We start from the raw sequence: 21152 nt of genomic DNA, 5'->3' as shown, positions 1-21152 counted from the left end.
CCGCCGCCCTCCCGACAAGCCGAACCCCCGTCGAGCGGCAACGCTGGACATGACGCCCCGGTGTGGGTTCAATGACCCGAGATGTTTGAACGCCGTTCTAACATCACCCCGGAAGCCCCGGCCCCGAGCCGACCCCCCTCCCCGGCGACCGTGAGCGAGGAACCGTGCGACTGACCCCCACCGAGCGGGACCGGCTGCTGATCTTCACAGCAGCCGAACTGGCCCGCGCCCGCCGAGCCCGGGGCGTACGCCTCAACATCCCCGAGGCCACCGCCCTGATCGCGGACACCGTCTGCGAGGCCGCCCGCGACGGCCTGCGCCTGGCCGAGGCCATCGAGGCCGGCCGCTCCGTGCTGACCGCCGACGACGTGCTGCCCGGCGTGCCGGACGTGGTCACCGTCATCCAGGTCGAGGCCGTCTTCGACGACGGCACCCGCCTCGCCGTCGTCAACGACCCCTTCAAGGGCGCCGGCTCGCTCGGCGACGAGGCCCCCGGCGGCGCGCTGATCGGCGACGGCGCCGGCTACGACCCGGTCGAGGAGACCCTGCTCATCCCGGTCCACAACACGGCCGCGGTACCGATCTCGGTCACCTCGCACTTCCACTTCTTCGAGGCCAACCCGCGCCTGGCCTTCGACCGCGCCGCCGCCTACGGCACCCACCTGGCCGTCCCGGCCGGCTCCTCGGTGCGCTTCGACCCGGGCGCCACCGTCGAGGTCGGCCTGGTCCCGATCGGCGGCGACCGGGTCGCGATCGGCTTCGCCGGCCTGGTGGACGGCCCCCTGGACGCGCCCGGCGCGAAGGAGGCCGCACTCGAGAAGGCCCGCGCGACCGGCTACCTGACCAGCTTCGACGACGCGGAGGTGCCGTCGTGACTTCGATCTCTCCCCACGACTACATCTCCGTGCACGGCCCGCGCGCCGGCGACCGGATCCGCCTCGGCGACAGCGGACTGATCGTCCGCGTCGAGTCCGACTCCCAGGCGCCCGGCGACGAGTTCCTGGCCGGCTTCGGCAAGACCGCCCGCGACGGCCTGCACCTCAAGCCCGCCGCCGTCCGCGACACCTGCGACGTGGTGATCAGCAACGTCCTGGTCATCGACGCCGTCCAGGGCATCCGCAAGACGTCCATCGGCCTGATCGGCGGCCGGATCGCCTCGATCGGGCGGGCCGGCAACCCGGACACCCTGGACGGCGTGGACGTGGTCGTCGGCACCGGCACCACGATCGTCTCCGGCGAGGGCCTGATCGCCACCGCCGGCGCCATCGACACCCACGTCCACCTGCTCTCGCCGCGGATCATGGAGGCCTCGCTCGCCTCCGGCGTCACCACGATCATCGGCCAGGAGTTCGGCCCGGTCTGGGGCGTCGGCGTCAACTCGCCCTGGGCGCTGCGCCACGCCTTCAACGCCTTCGACGCCTGGCCGGTCAACATCGGCTTCCTGGGCCGCGGTTCGTCCTCCGACGAGGCCCCGCTGATCGAGGCGCTGGCCGAGGGCGGCGCCTCCGGCTTCAAGGTGCACGAGGACATGGGCGCGCACACCCGCGCACTGGACACCGCGCTGCGCGTCGCCGAGGAGTACGACGTCCAAGTCGCCCTGCACACCGACGGGTTGAACGAGTGCCTGTCGGTCGAGGACACCCTCCGGGTCCTCGAGGGCCGGACCATCCACGCCTTCCACATCGAGGGCTGCGGCGGCGGCCACGTCCCCAACGTGCTCAAGATGGCGGGCGTGCCGAACGTCATCGGCTCCTCCACCAACCCCACCCTGCCGTTCGGCCGCGACGCCCTCGGCGAGCACTTCGACATGATCGTCTCCGCGCACGACCTCAAGGTCGACCTGCCCGGCGACGCCGCCATGGCCCGCGACCGCATCCGGGCGGGGACGATGGGCGCCGAGGACGTGCTGCACGACCTCGGGGTCATCGGCATCACCTCCTCCGACGCCCAGGGCATGGGCCGGGCCGGCGAGACCGTGCGCCGCACCTTCGCCATGGCCGGCAAGATGAAGGCCGAACTCGGCCCGCTCGACGGCACCGGCTCCTACGGGACCACCGAGAGCGGCGACGACAACGAGCGGGTGCTGCGCTACATCGCCAAGCTCACCATCAACCCGGCCATCGCCCACGGCCTCGCCCACGAGGTCGGCTCGATCGAGGTCGGCAAGCTCGCCGACATCGTGCTGTGGCGCGCGGACCACTTCGGCGCCAAGCCGCAGCTCGTCCTCAAGTCCGGATTCCCGGCCTACGGCGTGGTCGGCGACCCCAACGCCTCCACCGACCGCTGCGAACCGCTCGTCCTCGGACCCCAGTTCGGCGCCCACGGCGCGACCGCCGCCGACATCTCGGTCGCGTTCGTCGCCCAGGCCGCCGCCGACGCCGCCTACCTCGACCGCCCCGCCGACGGACTGCCCACCCGCCGCCGCCGCGTCGGCGTCCGGGGCACCCGCGGCATCGGGCCGCGCGACATGGTGCGCAACGCCCGGATCGGCCACGTCGACGTCACCGAGACCGGGCTGGTCTCCCTGGACGGCTCGCCGCTGCGCTCCGAACCCGCCGACAGCGTCTCCCTCAGCCGCCTCTACTTCCTCTGATCCCCCCATAGTTGAGGACTCCCACGATGACCACCCCCACGCCCGCCTCCCTCGGCTACCGGATGCCCGCCGAATGGCACCCCCACGACCGCACCTGGATGGCCTTCCCCACCACCAACCCCACCTTCGACGGCCCCGAGCAGCTGCACGCCGCCCGCCAGGCCTGGGCCGCCGTCGCCGACACCGTCGTCCGGTACGAGCCGGTGACGCTGATCGTCAACACCGGCGAGACCGCCGAGGCCCGCAAGTACGTCTCCGAGCAGGTCGAGATCGTCGAACGCCCGCTCAACGACGCCTGGATGCGCGACATCGGCCCGTCCTTCCTGATCGACGGCAAGGGCTCGCTCGCCGCCGCCGACTGGATCTTCAACGGCTGGGGCGCCCAGTCCTGGGCCCGCTGGGACAAGGACCAGCACATCGCCGAGCACATCAGCGAACTGACCGACGTCCAGCGCTTCGCCTCCCGGCTGATCAACGAGGGCGGCGGCATCCACGTCGACGGCGAGGGCACGGTGCTGGTCACCGAGACCGTCCAGCTCGGCGAGGGCCGCAACGCCGACTGGACCAAGGAGCAGGTCGAGGCCGAGCTGCACGCCTTCCTCGGCACCACCAAGGCGATCTGGCTGCCGCGCGGACTCACCCGCGACTACGACGAGTTCGGCACCCGCGGCCACATCGACATCGTCGCCTCCTTCGTCCGCCCCGGCGTCGTCGTCGCCCACGTCCAGCCCGACCCCTCCCACCCCGACCACGCGGTCTGCCAGGAACTGGTCGCCATCCTGCGCGCCTCCACCGACGCCCGGGGCCGGCAGCTGGAGGTCATCGAACTGCCCGCTCCCACCGTCCTGTTCGACGAGGACGGCGAGCCGGTCGACTACTCCTACATCAACCACTACGTCGCCAACGGCGCCGTCGTGCTGTGCGCATTCGACGACCCGCGCGACCAGGAGGCCGCCGACATCCTCGCCGCGGCCTACCCCGGCCGCACCGTCGAACTCGTCGACGCCCGCGAGATCTTCGCCAACGGCGGCGGCATCCACTGCATCACCCAGCAGCAGCCCCGGGCCTGACGTCTTCGGTGACCGGAGTGGGGGCGCCCTCCCCCGCTCCGGTACCGTTCCTTCCTCCCACTCCCCCGTCAGGAAGCAGCCCCCCACCATGGCCGACCCCCGCCCGCGCCGACCGGCGCGCCCCCGCGAGGAGGTCTTCGCCACCGCCCGGGCCGCCATCGCCGAACACGGGCTCGCCAAACTCACCATGGCCGGGCTCGGCAAACAGCTGCAGATGAGCGCCGGACACCTGCTCTACTACTTCGGCAGCAAGGACCAGCTCCTGCTGGAAACCCTCCGCTGGAGCGAGGACCAACTCGGCGCCCGCCGCCGCGAAGCCCTCACCGACCCCACCCTCGACCCCTGGCAACGCCTCGACGCCTACCTGCGCCTCTACCTGCCCGAAGGCCCCGGCGACCCGCGCTGGATCCTCTGGGTCGAGGTCTGGGGCCGCTCCCCCGCCAGCGCCGAACTCCGACAGGGCCAGCAGGAGATCGAAGCCCCCTGGCAGGCCGACCTGGTCGCCCTCATCGAAGCGGGCACCGCCACCGGCCACTTCACCCCCGGCCCCGCCCCCGCCCGCGCCGCCCAACTCCGCGCCCTCCTCGACGGCCTCGCCGTCCCCATCGCCATCGGCCTCCCCGACGCCCACCCCCCCACCGCCCTCACCCACGCCACCTCCGTCGCCACCACCCTCCTCCGCACCTGAACCCCGGCTGCGCGAGAAGTCGGCCCGGCCGACTTCTGGCGCCACCTCCTCACCCACCCGGCCCGCAGCAGCCGGGCCCGGGCCAGGTGCGGACGACAGCAGCGGGATCGCAGCCGTGCGACCGATGCTGGAAGCCGATCACTCGGGGTGAGGAAGCCCGGTGAACGAACAGGGGGTGCGTGAGAAGTCGAGCGGGCCGACTCCTGGCGCAGGCCCTCGTGCTCGGGCCGGCGTCACTCGGTCCAGACGGCGGCGGCGGTGCGGTCGTCGGCGTAGCCCTTGGCGCGGACTTGGACCTGGCGGAGGAAGTCGACGGTGCCCGGCGGGTGGGGGTGGGCCCAGTGGGCGGAGAGGAAGTGGGCGACGGCAGGCTCGTCGGCGATCGGGCGGGACAGGCCGGGGGTGCAGAGCAGCAGGATGTCGCCCGGGGTGGCGGGGACGAGGCGGAAGCGGAACGGGCGCGGGTCCGGCACCGGGGCTTCCGGGACGGGCGGCTGGCCGTCCGGGTGGTGGAGCAGCCGGGCCGCGTAGGCGTCGATCCAGTGGCCGGAGCGCAGCAGGTAGAGCCCGCCGGGGCCGACGCCGAAGGCCGCGCGGTAGCCCGCCGCCGGGTCCAGCGACACCAACAGGCAGTGCAGCGAGGCCGGGGACGGGCTGTCGTCCCCCTCCGCCCGGGGCGCCAGCGCGCGCAGTGGGGCGGCGGCGCCGGTGGCCAGGCGCTGGAGGCCGTAGCGCAGCCGGTCCCGGGCTCCGTCGCGCAGGTCGGCGGCCAGGCCCGCCCGACTGCGCCCGATCGCGGCGGCGAGCTGGCGGCAGGCCTCGCCGGTTGCGGCGGCGACGGCCTGCGCGGTGAGCGACTCGTCCTCGGCGCCGCCCGTGCGGTCGTAGCCCGCGAGGACGGCGAGCAGCAGTGCGTCGGGGCCGTCGCCGAACCTGGTGACCAGCAGGCTGTCCCGGCGCGGCTCGCCCCGATAGCGGGCGGAGTCACCCCGGACGGAGACCGCGCGCAGCACCGTCGCTCCGTACTGGGCGCCCTCCAGCGCGGTGTCCGGTACGACCGTGGCGAGCGAGTCCGGGTCCGCCTCCGGTACGGCCGTCGGCTCGGGCCCGTACGTCGGGGGACGCTCGCCGACGTGCGGGACGGCGGGACCGCTGTCGGTGAGCGGGACGCGGATGGCCAGGCGCGGGTCGGGGATGGGGGCGGCGGCCTCCGGGTCGGGCTGCGGGGCGTGGTCGGGTTCGGGTTCGGGGGTGGGTTCTTTGACCGCTGGGGGTTCGGCGGTGGGGGCGGGGGCTGCTTCGGGGGCGGGTTCCGGTTCCGGTGCCGGTTCTGCCGAAGGTCCGGGCTCGGGGGCGGGCTCGGGGGCGGGCTCGGGGGCGGGCTCGGGGGCGGGCTTCTCCAGGGAGACCGGGGTGGGCGGCACCTCGGGTTCCGGCTCCTCCGGCAGCGGCGTGTCGGCGGGGGCGGACAGCCGATCGGTCTCGGTCGCGTCGCGCTGGCGTCCGATGCCGCCGGTCCCCTCGATCACGCCGATCGCGGTGTCGAACCAGTCGTCGATGCTGTCCCGCGCCGGCACGGGTTCGGCGACGGGCTCCGCGACCGGCTCCTCGACGGGATCCGGCTCCGGCTCCACCTCCGGTTCCGCCGTGCGCTGTTGCCCGATCAGCCCGGCCGCCGTGTCGAACCAGTCGTCGACGCTGCCGTCGCCCGGGTCCGCGTGCGGGGTGTCGGGGAGGGTGCCCGCCGGGCCGTCGTAGACGGTGTCCCACCAGCCGTCGTCGGGCCGGGGCGGCTGTGCGGGTGCGCCCTGCTTGCTCATCTGGCGGCTCCTGGTCGGTCCGTGGTCGCGCCGCCCCCGGCGGGGCCGGACTGGCGTCATTGTCTCCAAGTGCAACGACCCTGTCCGGGTTTCGGCGACAACCGGTCACCGATCGGATCATCCCGGCCACCGCGTTCACCTGGCGCTTCGCCGGTGCCGGGGTGGCGGGGTGGGGCGGCCGCCACCGCCGCGTTCGTTTCCGTTCCGTCCGTGCTTGCCGGATGTGCCCCGAGCAGGGCGTTTCCTGGAGATTGCGGGGTGTTGGCGGTCGAAAATGAGGGCCGATGAGGGGCATCGCTTCACCCGTTCGGCTGATTAAATGTCCGCATGACCGCGTCGGCCCCGAGCTCACCCCGACCGGGGAGGGCCGCATCGGCGGGCCGCCCGGCGGGTGCGCTGTTGGTCCTGCTGCTGGTCACCCTGCTGGCCGCGCTGCCGTGTACGGGCCTGGCGAAGGCGGACGCGTCCGCCCGCCCGGCGCCGGACCCGGTCAGTGCCGTCTCGGTGGTCAGCGCCGCGGAGGCCACCGCCCAGTCCTCGCACGCCCGTGATGCCGCGCGCGATGCCGCCCGGGCGTCCGATCACGGCCACCTCCGGGTCTCGGAGCAGCAGGACCACTGGATCCTGTGCACCGCCGACGGCCAGCCACCGCGCAACAACGGCTGTTCCAGCCACCCGTTCTGCCCGCAGGACGCCCAGCTGCCGAACCCGCCGCCGCATCCGCAGCCCGCCGCGTGGCCACTCGCCTCCCCAGCGCCCGAGGCGCTGCCCCGGGTGATGCCCGCGGGCCTGCTGGACGGCCCGCACCCGGCCCCCGATCTGCACGAACTCCAGGTCCACCGGTCCTGAGCGGAACCCACCGCCGACGCTGCCCGTCGGCGGGTCCGCCCCTCCCCCCACTTCAGCCGACCGTCGCCACCAGCCGTGCGCGGCGGGGACAAGGACAACCATCATGGGTTCCGCCTCCAAGCAGTCCAACAAGCCCGGTGGCAAGGGTGCCGTCGACCGCCGCACCCGGATCGCCGAGCTGCGCGCCGCCGAGCAGCGCCGCGACCGCCGCAACAAGGTCGTCGCCTCGGTGGCCGCCGGTGTGCTGGTGATCGGCGCGATCGCGACCGGCACCTGGTTCGTCATGGACCAGAACCAGAAGAAGAAGGACCGCGAGGCCGCCGCCAACGCGGACATCCCGGGCGTGAAGACCTTCGGCGACCTGAGCCGCAACCACGTCAAGGACAAGGTCAACTACCCGATGACCCCGCCGGTCGGCGGCGACCACAACGCGATCTGGCTGGACTGCATGGGCCACGTATACGACCAGCCGGTCGAGAACGAGCGCGCCGTCCACTCGCTGGAGCACGGCGCCGTCTGGGTGACGTACAACGGCAAGGCCACGCCGGAGGACATCAAGACCCTCTCCGACAAGGTCAAGGCCACCCCGTACTCGCTGATGAGCCCGTACCCGGACGAGCAGGGCACCATCACCCTGAACGCCTGGAGCACCCAGCTGATCGTGGACAGCGCCAGCGACCCGCGGGTCAACCAGTTCTTCAACAAGTACGTCCAGGGCAAGCAGACCCAGGAGCCGGGCGCCTCCTGCACCATGGGGCAGATGTGAGCGCCGACCGGACCCGCCCCGAGGACGCCCTGGAACCGGAAGCGGACCCGCAGGAGGAGGCCACGGCCCGTCCCGGCCGACGGCGGATGTGGTGGCCGGCCGCGCTGGCCGCCGCGGTGGCGCTGGCGCTCGGGCTGCCGGCCGTGGTGGCCGGGGGGACCTCGGCCTCCGGTTCGGCCTCGATCACCATCCCCGCGGACGACTCGCCCGAGGCCGGGTTCGCCCGCGACATGGCGACCCACCACCAGCAGGCGGTGGACCTGTCGTTCATCGTCCGGGACCGCACCGGCGACGAGCCGACCCGCACCCTCGCCTTCGACATCATCAACACCCAGGCCAACCAGCGCGGGATGATGACGGGCTGGCTGGACCAGTGGGGGCTGTCGCAGCACTCGACCGCCAAGCCGATGGCGTGGATGAAGATGGACCACGACTACCAGGCGCACGACGGCTCGCTGATGCCGGGCATGGCCACCAACGCCCAGATGGCGAAGCTGCGCACGCTCAGCGGGCGGGACGCCGAGGTGTACTACCTGCAGCTGATGATCGAGCACCACAAGGGCGGCGTCGAGATGGCCCAGGGCTACGTCGACATGGCGAAGAACGACGTCGAGAAGCGGCTCGCCCAGTCGATGGTGGTCGCGCAGACGTCCGAGCTGGAGCTGATGACCGACATGCTCAAGGAGCGCGGCGCCGCCCCCGGCGTGCCCGCGTCCTGATCCCCGCAGTCCTCCCCTCCGTCCCCCTCGTTCCTCCCGTTCCCCTCGTTCCCCGGCCGGCCGGGGCGCGACGGCGGGTCCCGCGACCCGCCCGTACCGCGCCCCGGCCGGCCGCCGTCCGCACCTCCCTTGGAGCACCCCCGCATGACCACCGACGCGCCCTGGCTGATCGCCGGACTGGGCAACCCCGGCCCCTGGTTCCGGCTGACCCGGCACAACGCGGGTTTCCTGACCGTGGACCGGCTGGCCGAGCGGCACGGCGCCCGGTTCCGCCGGTGCGGGATCGGCAGCGTGGTCGCGGAGATCGAGGTGGACGGCCGGCCGGTGCTGCTGGCCAAGCCGCTGTGGTTCACCATCAACCAGTCCGGCCGCCCGGTGGCCGGACTCATGCGCCGCTACTCGGTGCCGGTCGAGCGTCTGGTGGTCGTCCAGGACGACCTCGACTTCGCCTACGGCACCGGCAAGTTGAAGCGCGGCGGCGGCCCGGGCGGGCACAACGGGGTGCGTTCGGTGGGCGACGTGCTCGGTACCCGGGACTTCGTCCGGCTGCGCTTCGGCATCGGCCGCCCGCCGAAGGGGCAGAGCGTCGGCGACTACGTGCTGAAGAAGTTCTCGGACGAGGAACTGACCGCGATGCCAGGGGTGTTGGAGCGTTGCGCGGACGCCCTGGAGACGCTGGTGCGGCTCGGCCTGAACCGCGCCCAGGACGCCCTGAACGTCAGCGCGTAGCCGTCGTACGGCAGGTCGGTGGCCGTCGCTACGGCAGGTCGGTGGCCGTCGTACGGCACCGCGTGGCCGCCGTACGTCAGCGCGTGGCCGCCGCCGGGCGGGTCCGGGCTGCGGCGGGGCGGGTCAGCGCGACGGCCGCCACCGCGACCGCCGCGAGGGTGACCAGCACCGTCCGCCCACCGGACGCCGCGCCCGCCAGGTGGACACCGAGGACGGACAGCGCCATCCCGAGCGCGGTGCCGAGGCTGCGTGCCATGTTCACCATGCCGCCGCCGACGGCCGAGCACTCCGCCGGGATCGCCCGCATCACCAGGGCGTTGTTGGCCGGCAGCAGCAGGCCCAGCCCGTACCCGGCGACCAGCAGCGGGACCGCCACCGCGGCGGCCGAGACCGGCAGCACCGCGAACGTCAGCAGTCCGGCGGCGGCGAGGCCCGCACCGAAGCGGCACCTGGTGACGTCCGACCAGCCCCGGGGCAGCAGCCCGCCGCCGACCGTCGCGGCGACGGCGAACGCGGCGGGCAGCAGGGTGACCACCAGGCCGGCGGCCGCCGTCGACACGCCCGCGCCGGTCAGCAGCACCGGGCCCAGCACGAGCGGGCAGAACAGCAGCAGGTAGCCGATGAGCGCGACCACCAGCCCGGATCGCACGCCCGGGGTGTTGACCAGCCCGGGCGCCAGGATCGGCCGGGCCGCCCGGCGCTCCTGGCGCACCAGTGCCACGGCGAGGACGGCGGCGGCCAGCAGCAGGACGGCGACCGCCCAGCCGGGCAGCGGCAGGCCGGAGGCCGTGGACAGCGCGAGCAGCAGCGCGGTGGTCGCGCCGGTGAGCAGCAGCATGCCGGGCAGGTCGAAGCGGGGCTCGCGCGGCTGCCGCCCGCTGCTGCGCGGCGTATCGTCGCGCAGCCTCTCGCCGCGCGGTCGTTCGCCGCGCGGCTTCGGGACCGCCGTCGGCGGGCCGGTCCGGGTGCGGGGCAGCAGGTACCGGCCGGCCACGATGCCGAACACGGCGATCGGCACGTTCACCCAGAACACCCACCGCCACGAGGCGTGCTCCACCAGCAGCCCGCCCAGGCTCGGCCCGAGCGCCAGCCCGAGGCCCTGGGCGGCGGCCTGGATGCCGAGCGCGCGGCGCATCGCGTGCTCCGGGACGCCGCGTGCGACCAGGGCCACGCTGTTGGCCTGCATCATCGCGGCGCCGACGGCCTGCACGGCCCGGCAGCCGACCAGGATCCACAGGCTGTCGGCGCACCCGGCACCGAGCGAGGACAGGCCGAAGACGGCGAAACCGCCGATGTACATGGTCTTGCGGCCGACCAGGTCGGACAGCCAGCCGATCGGGGCCAGCAGGGCGACCAGGACGAGCAGGTAGGCGAGGGCGACCCACTCGACGGCGGCGAAGCCCGCGTCGAAGTGGCGACCGAGGGCGGGGAAGACCAGGGCGATGACGCTGGCGTCGAGCTGGCCGAGGAAGGCTCCGAGACAGACGGTGCCGACGGCCAGCCAGTGGGCGTGGCGCCAGCCGGCGATGCCGCGGGGCCGGGGCCGCTCGGTGAGCAGGCGCGCGACAAGGGCGGTGGCGTTCATGGGACAAATATATCGGATGCAGATATGTTCTTTCTACGACTTGCTCGTGCTGCGATACGAAGGAGCCCGCGGTACGGCCACACCGCGGCCGAGGGGCGGACAGCGCCCCGGAACAGCCCCGTACCAGGCGATACGCTGTCCGCCATGCCGTCGTCACCACGCGTTCCCGACTCCGCCACCGAAAGCCCGGACCCGGCGGTCGAACACGCCCGGCGGCTGACCGACACCGTCACCCGGCTGCGCCGCGCCCTGCGCAGCAGCATCCGCACCGACTACCCGTGGGAATCCCTGCCGATGGCGCAGGTCGAACTCCTCCAGACCCTCGCCGCCGCCCCGCTGCGGGTCGGCGAACTCGCCGCCCGGCAGCGGCTCGCCCCCAACACCGTCAGCGGGCTGGTCGGCAAACTGCTGGAAGCCGGGTTCGTCGACCGCCAGGCCGACCCCGGCGACCGGCGCACCGCCCGGATCGCGCTCACCCCGGCCGGACGCCGCCAACTGGACGACTGGCAGCACGCCCACGAACGCCGGATCGCCACCGCCCTGGGCACCCTCGACCCGGCCGACCGCGACGCCGTCGTCCACGCGCTGCCCGCCCTCGACCGGCTCGCCCGCGCCCTGGCCCAGCCGGGCACCCTGCCCGAGGGGCCTGCGGCCGGCTGAAATCGGTGGCTGCCGGAAGGCGGCGGGGACTACCGTCCCCGACATGACCGACATCGAGGTACAGATCGAGCCCTGGACGGACGCCGACCTCGCACTGCTGCGCCGGGTGAACACACCGGACATGAAGACGCACGTCGGCGGGCCGGAGACGGAGGAGCAGTTGCTCGTCCGGCACGGGCGCTACCTGGACTTCGTCCCGTCCGGCCTGGGCTGCATGTACCGGATCGTGCTGCTGCCCGAGGGCGAGGCGGTCGGCACGGTCGGCTACGGCACCCGCACCTGGGCGGGCGAGACCGTGCACGAGATGGGGTGGAACGTGCTGCCCGGGCACCAGGGGAAGGGCATCGCGGTGACCGCCACCCGGGCCGCCGTCGCGGCCGCCCGGCGCGAGGCCCCGCACCGCTACCTGCACGCCTTCCCCTCGGTGGACAACCCCGCCTCCAACGCGGTCTGCGCGAAGGCCGGGTTCACGCTGCTCGGCGAGACGGAGTTCGAGTTCCCGCCCGGGCGGTTCATGCGCAGCAACGACTGGCGGGTGGATCTGCGGGGCTGACGCCCGTCGGAAGGGCCTGTTCGGCGCGTTCAGAAGAGCGTGCCGCTCTCCAGCTCCAACAGCCGGCGCTTGCGGTCCACGCCCGCCGCGAAACCGGTGAGCGAGCCGTTGGCGCCGAGCACCCGGTGGCAGGGGCGCACGATCAGCAGCGGGTTGGCACCCACCGCGCCGCCGACCGCCCGGACCATCCGCGGCGACTGCCCGGCCAGCTCGGCGAGTTGGCCGTAGGTGACGGTCGTGCCGTACGGGACCTCGTCCAGCGCGGCCCAGATCCGGCGGCGGAACTCGGTGCCCTCGGGGGCGAGCGCCAGGTCGAAGGCGGTGCGCTCGCCGGCGAAGTAGGCGGTCAGCTGGGCGACCGGCTCGGCGAGGGCCTCGGGGTCGAACTCCCAGTCGTCGGCGGGCTCGGCCAGCGCGTACTTCTGTCCGGGCGCGGTGACGGTGGCGAGGGCCGCCGCGCCGCCGTCGTCGGGCCGCACACCGCTGAGCAGCAGGCGACCGAAGGGGCTCTCCATGGTGGTGTAGACGGTGGTGCTCATGCCGGGTCGTACTCCGTTCCGGTGCTGGTGCTGATGTCGGGGCTGGTTCCGGTGACCGGGGCGGGGCTCGCGAGGCCGGCCCACAGGCGGTGGACGGCGTAGGAGCGCCACGGGGCCCAGGACTCGGCGGCGCGGGCGGCGGCCTTCGGGTCGCCGGGGGCGCCGAGCCGGATCAGGCCGTGCTTGACGCCGATGTCGCTCGGGAGGAAGACGTCGGGGTCGGCGAGGGCGCGCATCCGCAGGTAGCCGACCGTCCACGGGCCGATGCCGGGCAGGGCCAGCAGCCGGGCGGCGGCCTCCTCCCGGTCCACCCCGCCGTCCAGGCGCACCACGTCCTCGGCCAGCGCCGCGCACAGGCCGGTGAGCGCGCGGCGGCGGGCCGCGGGCATCGCGAAGTCCTCCGGGTCGGCGGTGGCCAGGGCCGCCGCCGTGGGGAAGAGCAGCCGCAGGCCGCCGTTCGGCTCGGGCAGCGCGGTGCCGTACTTCTCGGCGAGCCGGCCCGCCAGGGTGCGGGCGGCGCCGACGGTGATCTGCTGGCCGAGCACGGCGCGGACGGCGAGCTCGTGCGGCTCCACGTGACCGGGCGAGCGCAGGCCGGGGCGCTCGCGGACCAGCGGGCCCAGCACCGGGTCGGCGCCGAGTTGCTCGTCGACGGCGTCGGGGTCGGCGTCCAGGTCGAAGAGGACGCGCAGCCGCTGGACGGCGGTCGGCAGATCGCGCAGGTCGGCGAGCAGCAGGCGGCAGTCGAGCCAGCCGCGGGTGCGCGGGTCCCCCGGGGCGAGGCCGTCGACCTCGGCGATGCCGTGCCCGTACGGGAGCGCGAGGGTGCGCCGGTAGGTGCGCACGCCGGGGCGCGCGCCGGGCACGACCTCCTCCACGCCGGGCACGGCGCGCAGTCCGAGGAAGTCGATCAGGTGGTCGCTGTCGATCGCGCCGCGGTAGGCCAGGCGCAGGGTGAGGCCGCCGGCCGGGGTCGCGGTGCGGCGGCCCGCCACGACCTCGGCGCGCAGGCCGCTGGGGGTGCGGTCGTAGACCTCGCGAACGGTGTCGTTGAACTGGCGGACCGAGGCGAAGCCGGCCGCGAACGCGACGTCGGTCACGGGCAGCTCGGTGGTCTGCAGGAGCAGCCGGGCGGTCTGGGCGCGGCGGGCGCGGGCCAGCGCGATCGGGCCGGCGCCGAGCTCGGTGGTCAGCTGGCGCTGCAGCTGCCGGGCGCTGTAGCCGAGCCGGCCGGCCAGGCCCGCGACTCCCTCGCGGTCCACCACCCCGTCGCCGATCAGACGCATCGCGCGTCCGACCAGGTCGGCGCGGTGGTTCCACTCCGGGGAGCCGGGGACGGAGTCCGGGCGGCAGCGGCGGCAGGCCCGGAAGCCGGCGCCCTGGGCGGCTGCGGCGCTGGGGTAGAAGCGGCAGTTGGCGCGCTTGGGGGTCACGGCGGGGCAGCTCGGTCGGCAGTAGATGCCGGTGGAGGTGACGGCCGTGAAGAACACGCCGTCGAAACGGGCGTCACGGCTGTCCACGGCTCGGTACCGGATGTCGTCGTCGATCACGTTGTCCAGTCTGCGGCACGGGGGAGGACGTCACTGGCGGAAATCGGACATCACCGTTAGGGGCCTCCCCGTCGCCGCTCCGGCTGTGCCGAAGCGGCGACGAAAAACCCCCTGCACGGGAACTGATAGATGTGGCCGCATGAGAAAGGTGGGGATCACTGCCAGGTGCCGACCGGTACCGGCTCGGGGTGGAGCGTGAATCCGGTCGCGGTCCCGACCTGCGCCGAGAGTGCGGTGAGGGCCTGGGCGAAGCCAGCTGCGGTCGCTCCGTCGTGGGCGGTGAGGGTGAGGGTGCGGCGTTCCGAGCAACGGATGCCGTCTGCGATCTTGTAGCCGGGGCGGTAGCCGGTGTGCTCCAGCAGCCAGCCGGCGCTGGCCCGCAGCTGCCCGTCGCTGTCGGTGTGGACCGGGCAGCCGGCAGCCGACCAGCGGGCGGCCTGGGCGGCCGTGACGGGTGGGTTGAGGAAGACCGATCCGGCCTGGCGGGCGTCGGGTCCGTGGGGATCGAGGAGGAGTCCACGGCGGTGACGGTTGGCGAGGACGGCGGTGGCCACCTCGGCGACGGGCGGTCGGGCGCCGACGTGGATGCCGAGTTCGTCGGCGAGCGGCTGGTACGTGATCGGCGCAGCCGGTGAGCGGGTGAGGTGGAACGTCGCGGTGAGGATGGTCCAGCGGCCGGGGTCGTTCTTGAAGCGGCTGTCGCGGTGGCGGAGGCGGCATGCCTGGGCGGGCAGGGTCCGCAGGCGGCCCGTGTCCCAGTCCCAGGCGGTGAGGCGGTCGAGGGTGTCGGAGACCTGCTGGCCGTAGGCTCCGGCGTTCTGGACGGGGGCGGCGCCGACAGTGCCGGGTATGCCGGCCAGGCACTCGATTCCGGCGAGGTGTTCGGCTGCGGCCCACTGGACGAGGTCGGCGAGCGGGTGGCCAGCCTGGACGGTCGCGGCCATCGTGTCGTCGTCCACCCGCTTCACGGTGATGCCCCGGGTGTTCATCACGGCGACGGTGCCCTCGTGGCCGTTGTCGGAGGCGATGACATTGCTGCCGTGGCCGAGGGTGAGGGGTGCGTCCTCCTGCCGGTCGCCGATCGTACGGACCAGTTCGAACCAGTCGTCGGGGTCGGCGACCTGCAGGACGTCGCTGGCCGGGCCGCCGAGCCGCAGGGTGGTGAGGGACGCGAGCGTGCTGCTGGGCACGGGTGGCCCTCCTAGGGTTCGTCGGTGATCGCCTTGAGGGCGAGGGTCCGCAGTGGGGCGAGGCGGGTGCGGTTGTCCTGGTGGTGGTAGACGGCGTTGGTGCAGATGGCCAGGTAGCGGCCGGTGGCCGGGGCGAGGTAGAGGCTGGTCCCGGTGAAGCCGTGGTGGTAGGCGACCCTGCCCTCGTCCGCCAGGATCCAGGCCAGGCCACGGTCGAGGCCCGGCTCGATCTCGGCCTGCGGCCGCATGCTGTAGGCGAGCCAGCGGCCCAGGGGCCCATCGGCGGCGTGTGAGGTCAGCAGGTGGGTGGCGAAGGTGGCGAGGTCGGCCGGGGTGGTGAACACCCCGGCGTGGCCGGCGACTCCGCCGAGCAGGGCGGCGTTGTCGTCGTGCGGCATCCCCCACAGCCGGGGCCCGCCGGACAGTCGCTGCTCGGTCGGGGCGACCTGAGCGGAGCGGGGCACCGGTCCGTAGGTCGTGCTTGTCATGCCGAGGTGCTGCCAGAGCTCGGTCGCCAGCTCGTCCAGGCGCTGGCAGCGGTAGTGGGCCAGGGCCAGGCCGAGGAGGATGAAGCCGCGGTTGATGTAGCGGTGACCGGCTCCGGGGTCGGCGATCAGCGGCTCTCCACAGATCAGGTCGGCCAGCGGCTCGGCGCGGTGCCGGTACTGGTCGAGGCGGGTGTCGGCCCGCAGGCCGGAGGTGTGGGTCAGGACCTGGCGAACCGTCACCTGGCCTCCGGGTGCCTCGGTCGGGATGCCGGTCAGCAGTTCGCGGATCGGGGTGTCCAGGGTGAAGCCATCCATGAGGGAGGTGCCGACCAGCGGCCAGGTGGCCAGGACCTTGGTCAGCGAGGCCACGTCGTACACCGTGCCCGGCCCCGGCCGGGCGTCGCCGCACTCCGGGGCGACGACGCCGGACGCCAGGTAGCCGGGCTCGGTGTCGAAGGTGCCGTGGGCGATGACACCACCAGGCACGGTGCCGTCAGCGGTCATCAGATCCAGGCACTCGCGCAGGTCGGCGAGCGCGTTCGGCTTCCACGGCACGGTGAGGGTCACGGCTACTCCTGGTCGATCGTCAGGTCGGCACCGAGCGCGGCCAACTTCGGCAGCAGGCTGCCGTATCCGCGCCGCAGGTGATACATCCCTCGGATCGTAGAGGTGCCCTCGGCGGCCAGGGCGGCGATCACGAGAGCGGTCACCGCCCGGATGTCTTCCCCGGCCACGTCGGCGCCGGTGAGGGCGGACCGGCCCCGGACGGTGATCACCGAGCCGGTCGCGTTGACGGCGGCGCCGAACGCGGCCAGGGCGGGCAGGTGAGTGTCGCGCTGGGTGTAGATCCGCTCGTTGATGCGGGAGGTGCCCTCGGCCTGGGTGAGGAAGGCGGTCAGCTGCGGCTGCACGTCGGTCGGGAAGCCCGGGTGCGGGCCGGTGGCCATCTGCACCGGCCGCCGCCCGGCCGGGGTGCTGATGGCCGTTCCGCCGTCCAGCGGGTCGAGCTGGATTCCGGCATCGGCGAACACTGACACCAGCCCGTCCGGGAACGCGGCCGGCGGGAAGCCATCCAGATGGACGGTGCCACCGGTGATGGCGGCGGCCAGCGCGAGGGTGGCGGCCTCCAGCCGGTCCGGCGGCACGGTGAACACCCCGCCCCGAATGCGGCCGGTACCAGTGACGTTCAGGACCTTCCTGCCGCGCCACTCGATGCCGACGCCGGCCTGCGAGAGCAGGGCGGCGGTGTGGGTGACCTCGGGTTCCACACTGGGGTTGAGGATCGCGGAGGTGCCCGGAGTCCGGGCGGCCAGCAGCATCGCGGTGACCGTCGCACCCAGGCTCGGCCCCCACGAGCGGGTCTCGGCGTCGGTGATGAACGGCAGCCGTTTGCCGGTGAAGCGGGCCCGCACCCGGCCCCGGTCCACCTCGACCTCGGCCCCGGCGGCTTCCATCGCGGCCAGGTGCCGGTCGATGTAGCGGGCGCAGAAGGCGTCCCCGCCGGGCAGCGGGAAGGTGACCTTGCCGGTGCGGGCCAGCAGGGCGCCGCCCATCACCGCGGTGGTGCGGATGCGCCGTCCGAGGTCGTCCGGGATGACGGGGAAGTAGGAGTCGGCCGGGCGGGTGGCGAACTCGTCGCCGGTCACGGTGGTGCGGGTGCCGGTGCGGTGCAGGATGTCGGCGACGACCAGGGTGTCCAGGATCTCGGGTGCACCGGCCAGGGTGAGCGGGTCGTCGGCGAGGATCGCGGCGGCGTACAGGTGCAGGGCGATGTTCTTGCTGCCCTGGACGGTGGCGGTGCCGGCCAGGCGGCGGCCTCCGGTGATCCGTACGGCCCGCTGGTCGGTCGTCGTGGCGGTGTCGTTGGTGGGCATGGTCACCTTCCCTGGCTTCCGGCCGGGAAGAAACCCCCGACCTGGGTCTTCGGGTAGAGCAGGGTGTGCGCGCCGATCAGGGTGGCGGGCTGGAGCACGGTGCCGGCGGGAACGATCACGCCGTCGCCGATCACCGCGCCGAACTTCGTCTGGCCGGTGGCGATGCGGCGGCCGTCGAGGTGAGCGCAGACCTCTTCGGTGGCCGGTTCGGTGACCGGACCGGAGGTGACCCGCAGGCCGGTGGTGGACACGAACGCACCGATGTTGACGCCGAGGCCGAGCACGGAGTCCCCGACGAAACTGGTGTGCTTCATGAAGACGCCACCGGTCAGCAAGCAGCGGGCGACCTCGGCGCCGAAGCCGATCCGGCAGTCAGGCCCGATGACCGTGTTGTCGCGGACCCGGGCGCCGGCCTCGATCACCGCGCCGGGGCAGACCAGCACCGGGCCGGTGACGAACGCGCCCTCGGCGATGACAGCCCCGGGCGCCACGATCACCTGGCCCCGAACGGTGGCGCCGGGCTCGATGGTTCCGGTGGCCTTCGGCAGCGGGATGTCCAGGTTGCCGGCCAGCAGGTCGGTGATGGCCTTCTTGATGCCGAACACGGTCGGGCAGCGGCTCAGCAGGTGCAGCACCACCGGGTCAGTGATCTGCTCGGCGTCGAAGTAGTACGCGGGGGTGGTGCGGTAGTCGATGCGCTCCAGTTCGGTGTGCAGCGCGGGCGTGTCGGTCAACCGGTGCATGGCTGGTTCTCCTCTCGGGCGAGCGAGTGGAAAAGGGTTGGGGCGTTGTTGCGCCCCTGTGTTGGCGGGTGCGACTCGCGCGGATCAGTCGGCGCGATGCTGCGGGCAGGCGCAGGCGGGCCAGACCTCGATCCGGGCGACGTACTCGTCGGGCGCCGGGTTGGCGGCGATCACACCGGAGTCGTGTCCGGTCATGGCGTCGTGCATCGGGTCCCTCCCATTGCCGGCCACGGGCCGGTGCGCCAGTGGTACTGGACGGGGTGATCAGCAGGTGCTGCACGCCGCCCCGACATCACGCTTCGCTGTCAGTTGTGTGCGGATTGCGAAGTGCCGTCAGCATGGCGTCGAATGGTTACGCATCGATACGGCGTCGCTGCCGTCATGGCCTCGTCGTCGCCGGGAGCTGGTTGGCGTGGCCGACGACGTGGTGCGTCATGGCCACCGTCATGGCTGCCGTCATCTGGCCCGAGAGCCCTCCGGACGGGTTTCCTACGGACCGGCCATGGCTATCGTCAGAGCAGACGAACAGGGACGGAGAGGATTCGCTGTGGCCGAAACTCCCACTCTCTTAAGGGTCTTGACGCTGCAGCGGCACTGGCAGGTCTACGAGACCTTCCGCCTCCGGTTCGAGTCGACGGCGAACTCGGCCGCCGAGCAGGAGAACGACCTTCGGCTTCGTGGTTTGTCGGTCTCCAAACGGCAATTCGAGCGCTGGTACGGCGGCGCGGTGAAGACTCGGCCCTACCCTGACCAGTGCCGAGTGCTGGAGGCGATGTTCGGCGTCAGCGTCGACGTGCTCCTCGCGCCCGCACCCGCCGCTTCCTTGCCGGCGCCTGCGGTCGCCGGCTCGTTCGTCGTCCCGCCGCCACGGCCGGTCCCTGTCCTTCCCCCCTCCGAGCAGGCAGCGGTACTGCCTGCCGGTGGCCCGTCCAACAGCGAGACCCGCTTCGACGCGGGCACCACGGAATTGGAAAGGCAGGTCGCGATGGCGGCTCGTCGTGCACTTCGGTTCACCGCGTTGGCGGAGGGCAGCAGCATCGGCCCGGAGACCCTGGGACAGATCCACGACGAGGTGCGGCGGCTGACCGTCGCCTACCCGAGGCTGGCGCTGCCGACCCTGCTCGGCGACTTGGTCGAGGTCCAGGACCTCACCTTTCGCCTCCTCGAACACGGCCGCGTCAAGCCCCTGCAGGCCCGCGAGCTGTACCTGCTCGCCGGGATCACCTCCGGCATGCTCGCCAAGGCCAGCCACGACCTGGGCAACCCGAGCGCCGCGATGATGCAGGCCCGCACCGCCTTCGTCTGCGCCGACAACGCCGACCACCACGCGATGCGCGCCTGGGTCCGCTCGCTCCAGTCGCTCATTTCCTACTGGGCGGGCCGCCCCGGCGAGGCCGCCGAGTACGCCGCCCTCGGGCAGAGCGCGGCCGGCGACGTCCGCGGCACTACCGGCGTCTGGCTGGCCTGTCTTTCCGCCCGTGCCCACTCCCTCCTCGGTGACGGCGAGGCCACCCGCGCCGCAATCCAGCAGGCCGAGGAGTCCCGTGGGGCTGTCGAACCCGACGACCTCGACGCCTTCGGCGGCATCATGACCTTCCCAGTCCCCCGCCAGCTCTACTACGTCGCCGAGGCCACCGTGCAGCTCGGCGAGGACGCCGCACTCGGCGAGAGCCAGTCCGAGGCCGCCGTCGCCGCCTACCGCGACGCTTTCGAGGACGAGTGGGCCTTCGGCGACGAGGCCGGCGCCCAGACCGACCTCGCCCTCGCCCGCATCGCGCGAGGCGAGATCGAAGGGGCTGCCGAGGCCGTCCGCCCGGTGCTCGACCTCCCCATCGAGCAGCGGAACTTCGGCATCGTCAGCAGCACTCAGCGCGTCCACGCCGCGCTGAGCGCCGATAGCCGTGGCAACGGCATCGTGGGCGTCAACCTGCGGCAGGAGATCGAGGCCTTCACCGCCACCCCGACCTCGGTCCTCGTCCGGTGATCCCGCGGATAGGCTCCGCAGCCATGACCTCAGTCCACCTGGCCGGCCCCCGCCTGGCACTGCGCGAAGTCGAACCCGAGGACACCGACGCCCTCCTCGCCATCTACGGCGATCCCGTGGCCACCCGGCACCTCAGCTTCGAACCCCGCACCCGCGAGCAGGTCCAGGCGATCACCGCCCGCTCCATCGCCTCAGCGAAGACAACCCCTCGCACCGAGTACTGCCTCGCCATCACTCGGCTCGGCGCGCACCAGCTGATCGGCTACGCGCGTCTGGCGACTGAGCCCCAGCAAGCCGCCGCCATCGGGTTCGCCCTCCACCCGGCAGAGTGGGGCAAGGGCCTCGGCACCGAGACGGTCCACCTGCTGTGCGCACTCGGCTTCAATTACCTCGGCCTGCACCGCATCTGGGCGGCTCGCTCACCGCTGAACGAGGCCTCCGAGCGCACTCTGCTCCGAGTCGGCATGACCGAGGACGGTCGGATCCGCGACCACGTCTTCGTCCACGGTGCCTGGCGCGACTCGATCACCTACTCGATTTTGGAGCAGGAGTGGTCGCCGATCGATGGGCTGGAGGCCAGTGGGACGGTCGCTCCTGGAGGGATTCGGATCTGATGGCCCGGGGGCTGGGCCCCTCGCTTGTCCTCCCGTCGCCGCTTCGGCCTTGCCGCGCCAGACCGGTTGGTCCGGGGCGCGGAGCAGTTGGGGCGGTTCGGCCTCGACCTCGGCGAGCAGGCGGGACATGGTGCGGCC

At 73.2% G+C, this 21152-nt stretch carries 21 protein-coding genes; 12 read left to right on the top strand and 9 right to left on the bottom strand.

The annotated features are described in order from the left end of the window. Positions 1-164 precede the first annotated feature (164 nt). The 4 genes from ureA to ACWCYO_RS29955 all read left to right on the top strand — a co-directional run bounded on the left by ureA (position 165) and on the right by ACWCYO_RS29955 (position 4351). A complete protein-coding gene (gene ureA, locus ACWCYO_RS29970; RefSeq protein ID WP_270147931.1) occupies positions 165-875 on the top strand; it encodes an urease subunit gamma in 711 nt (236 codons plus the stop codon). Continuing rightward, a complete protein-coding gene (locus ACWCYO_RS29965) occupies positions 872-2593 on the top strand; it encodes an urease subunit alpha (protein ID WP_449785937.1) in 1722 nt (573 codons plus the stop codon). The genes ureA and ACWCYO_RS29965 overlap by 4 nt, the downstream gene beginning before the upstream one ends. Positions 2594-2619: 26 nt before the next feature. Continuing rightward, on the top strand, positions 2620-3663 hold the full coding sequence (locus tag ACWCYO_RS29960) for an agmatine deiminase family protein (RefSeq protein ID WP_449785936.1): 1044 nt from the start codon (positions 2620-2622) through the stop codon (positions 3661-3663). Positions 3664-3751: 88 nt separating this feature from the next. Next, positions 3752-4351, top strand: a complete 600-nt coding sequence (locus ACWCYO_RS29955) for a TetR/AcrR family transcriptional regulator (RefSeq protein WP_270147793.1) — start codon at positions 3752-3754, stop codon at positions 4349-4351. Between the two features lie 233 nt (positions 4352-4584). On the opposite strand, the gene ACWCYO_RS29950 is transcribed toward ACWCYO_RS29955, so the two are convergent. Further along, positions 4585-6171 (bottom strand): protein phosphatase 2C domain-containing protein, encoded by a 1587-nt coding sequence (locus ACWCYO_RS29950; protein WP_449785935.1) that lies wholly within the window; start codon positions 6169-6171, stop codon positions 4585-4587. Positions 6172-6498: 327 nt separating this feature from the next. Between ACWCYO_RS29950 and ACWCYO_RS29945 the strand changes: the two genes are divergently transcribed. The 4 genes from ACWCYO_RS29945 to pth all read left to right on the top strand — a co-directional run bounded on the left by ACWCYO_RS29945 (position 6499) and on the right by pth (position 9234). Beyond that, entirely contained in the window at positions 6499-7020 is a 522-nt protein-coding gene (locus ACWCYO_RS29945; RefSeq protein ID WP_270147791.1) for a hypothetical protein, read from the top strand. A 103-nt stretch (positions 7021-7123) separates the two neighbouring features. Continuing rightward, positions 7124-7786, top strand: coding sequence for a DUF3105 domain-containing protein (locus tag ACWCYO_RS29940; protein ID WP_270147790.1), 663 nt, complete (start codon positions 7124-7126; stop codon positions 7784-7786). A gap of 86 nt (positions 7787-7872) precedes the next feature. Beyond that, positions 7873-8505: a DUF305 domain-containing protein gene (locus ACWCYO_RS29935; RefSeq protein WP_449785948.1), complete on the top strand. Its 633-nt coding sequence runs from the start codon at positions 7873-7875 to the stop codon at positions 8503-8505. Between the two features lie 144 nt (positions 8506-8649). Next, entirely contained in the window at positions 8650-9234 is a 585-nt protein-coding gene (gene pth / locus ACWCYO_RS29930; protein ID WP_449785934.1) for an aminoacyl-tRNA hydrolase, read from the top strand. A 76-nt stretch (positions 9235-9310) separates the two neighbouring features. On the opposite strand, the gene ACWCYO_RS29925 is transcribed toward pth, so the two are convergent. After that, complete coding sequence (locus tag ACWCYO_RS29925; RefSeq protein ID WP_449785933.1) at positions 9311-10819, bottom strand: MFS transporter; 1509 nt, start codon at positions 10817-10819, stop codon at positions 9311-9313. Positions 10820-10963: 144 nt separating this feature from the next. On the opposite strand from ACWCYO_RS29925, the gene ACWCYO_RS29920 reads away from it, so the two are divergent. Both ACWCYO_RS29920 and ACWCYO_RS29915 read left to right on the top strand, forming a co-directional pair. Beyond that, the gene (locus ACWCYO_RS29920; RefSeq protein WP_270147784.1) at positions 10964-11479 is read left to right on the top strand and encodes a MarR family winged helix-turn-helix transcriptional regulator; all 516 of its coding nucleotides are present in this window, start codon (positions 10964-10966) and stop codon (positions 11477-11479) included. A gap of 43 nt (positions 11480-11522) precedes the next feature. Then, positions 11523-12032 carry a GNAT family N-acetyltransferase gene (locus tag ACWCYO_RS29915; protein WP_449785932.1) on the top strand — a complete coding sequence of 170 codons (510 nt, stop codon included), beginning with the start codon at positions 11523-11525 and terminating at the stop codon, positions 12030-12032. Between the two features lie 29 nt (positions 12033-12061). Here the strand turns inward: ACWCYO_RS29915 and ACWCYO_RS29910 are convergent, their stop codons facing one another. The 7 genes from ACWCYO_RS29910 to ACWCYO_RS29880 form a co-directional block, all read right to left on the bottom strand. Then, entirely contained in the window at positions 12062-12571 is a 510-nt protein-coding gene (locus tag ACWCYO_RS29910; protein WP_270147781.1) for a methylated-DNA--[protein]-cysteine S-methyltransferase, read from the bottom strand. Continuing rightward, positions 12568-14121 carry a DNA-3-methyladenine glycosylase 2 family protein gene (locus tag ACWCYO_RS29905; RefSeq protein ID WP_270147779.1) on the bottom strand — a complete coding sequence of 518 codons (1554 nt, stop codon included), beginning with the start codon at positions 14119-14121 and terminating at the stop codon, positions 12568-12570. Before ACWCYO_RS29905 ends, ACWCYO_RS29910 begins: the two co-directional genes overlap by 4 nt. Before the next feature lie 155 nt (positions 14122-14276). Next, positions 14277-15311 (bottom strand): UDP-N-acetylmuramate dehydrogenase, encoded by a 1035-nt coding sequence (locus ACWCYO_RS29900; RefSeq protein WP_449785931.1) that lies wholly within the window; start codon positions 15309-15311, stop codon positions 14277-14279. 11 nt (positions 15312-15322) lie between these two features. Next, positions 15323-16366 carry a serine hydrolase domain-containing protein gene (locus ACWCYO_RS29895; RefSeq protein ID WP_270147777.1) on the bottom strand — a complete coding sequence of 348 codons (1044 nt, stop codon included), beginning with the start codon at positions 16364-16366 and terminating at the stop codon, positions 15323-15325. Between the two features lie 2 nt (positions 16367-16368). Continuing rightward, positions 16369-17673 (bottom strand): UDP-N-acetylglucosamine 1-carboxyvinyltransferase, encoded by a 1305-nt coding sequence (locus ACWCYO_RS29890; protein WP_449785930.1) that lies wholly within the window; start codon positions 17671-17673, stop codon positions 16369-16371. A 2-nt stretch (positions 17674-17675) separates the two neighbouring features. Then, on the bottom strand, positions 17676-18416 hold the full coding sequence (locus ACWCYO_RS29885) for a hypothetical protein (RefSeq protein ID WP_449785929.1): 741 nt from the start codon (positions 18414-18416) through the stop codon (positions 17676-17678). 84 nt (positions 18417-18500) lie between these two features. Then, complete coding sequence (locus tag ACWCYO_RS29880; protein WP_270147773.1) at positions 18501-18623, bottom strand: hypothetical protein; 123 nt, start codon at positions 18621-18623, stop codon at positions 18501-18503. A 370-nt stretch (positions 18624-18993) separates the two neighbouring features. On the opposite strand from ACWCYO_RS29880, the gene ACWCYO_RS29875 reads away from it, so the two are divergent. Together ACWCYO_RS29875 and ACWCYO_RS29870 are read left to right on the top strand one after the other, a co-directional pair. Beyond that, a complete protein-coding gene (locus ACWCYO_RS29875; protein WP_449785928.1) occupies positions 18994-20400 on the top strand; it encodes a hypothetical protein in 1407 nt (468 codons plus the stop codon). Positions 20401-20423: 23 nt separating this feature from the next. Continuing rightward, a complete protein-coding gene (locus tag ACWCYO_RS29870; RefSeq protein WP_270147770.1) occupies positions 20424-21014 on the top strand; it encodes a GNAT family N-acetyltransferase in 591 nt (196 codons plus the stop codon). Positions 21015-21152 lie beyond the last annotated feature (138 nt).

This window comes from Kitasatospora sp. NPDC001683, from assembly GCF_053596495.1.
This window is presented reverse-complemented; position numbering and strand designations above follow the sequence as displayed.

Bases quoted from the DNA above. Each gene is read 5' to 3' on its own strand.
- ACWCYO_RS29955 (WP_270147793.1), top strand. From the start codon at position 3,752: ATGGCCGACCCCCGCCCGCGCCGACCGGCGCGCCCCCGCGAGGAGGTC.
- ACWCYO_RS29950 (WP_449785935.1), bottom strand. From the start codon at position 6,171: ATGAGCAAGCAGGGCGCACCCGCACAGCCGCCCCGGCCCGACGACGGC.
- ACWCYO_RS29920 (WP_270147784.1), top strand. From the start codon at position 10,964: ATGCCGTCGTCACCACGCGTTCCCGACTCCGCCACCGAAAGCCCGGAC.
- ACWCYO_RS29880 (WP_270147773.1), bottom strand. From the start codon at position 18,623: ATGCACGACGCCATGACCGGACACGACTCCGGTGTGATCGCCGCCAAC.
- ACWCYO_RS29885 (WP_449785929.1), bottom strand. From the start codon at position 18,416: ATGCACCGGTTGACCGACACGCCCGCGCTGCACACCGAACTGGAGCGC.
- pth (WP_449785934.1), top strand. From the start codon at position 8,650: ATGACCACCGACGCGCCCTGGCTGATCGCCGGACTGGGCAACCCCGGC.
- ACWCYO_RS29870 (WP_270147770.1), top strand. From the start codon at position 20,424: ATGACCTCAGTCCACCTGGCCGGCCCCCGCCTGGCACTGCGCGAAGTC.
- ACWCYO_RS29910 (WP_270147781.1), bottom strand. From the start codon at position 12,571: ATGAGCACCACCGTCTACACCACCATGGAGAGCCCCTTCGGTCGCCTG.
- ACWCYO_RS29915 (WP_449785932.1), top strand. From the start codon at position 11,523: ATGACCGACATCGAGGTACAGATCGAGCCCTGGACGGACGCCGACCTC.
- ACWCYO_RS29940 (WP_270147790.1), top strand. From the start codon at position 7,124: ATGGGTTCCGCCTCCAAGCAGTCCAACAAGCCCGGTGGCAAGGGTGCC.
- ACWCYO_RS29890 (WP_449785930.1), bottom strand. From the start codon at position 17,673: ATGCCCACCAACGACACCGCCACGACGACCGACCAGCGGGCCGTACGG.
- ACWCYO_RS29935 (WP_449785948.1), top strand. From the start codon at position 7,873: ATGTGGTGGCCGGCCGCGCTGGCCGCCGCGGTGGCGCTGGCGCTCGGG.
- ACWCYO_RS29960 (WP_449785936.1), top strand. From the start codon at position 2,620: ATGACCACCCCCACGCCCGCCTCCCTCGGCTACCGGATGCCCGCCGAA.
- ACWCYO_RS29945 (WP_270147791.1), top strand. From the start codon at position 6,499: ATGACCGCGTCGGCCCCGAGCTCACCCCGACCGGGGAGGGCCGCATCG.
- ACWCYO_RS29925 (WP_449785933.1), bottom strand. From the start codon at position 10,819: ATGAACGCCACCGCCCTTGTCGCGCGCCTGCTCACCGAGCGGCCCCGG.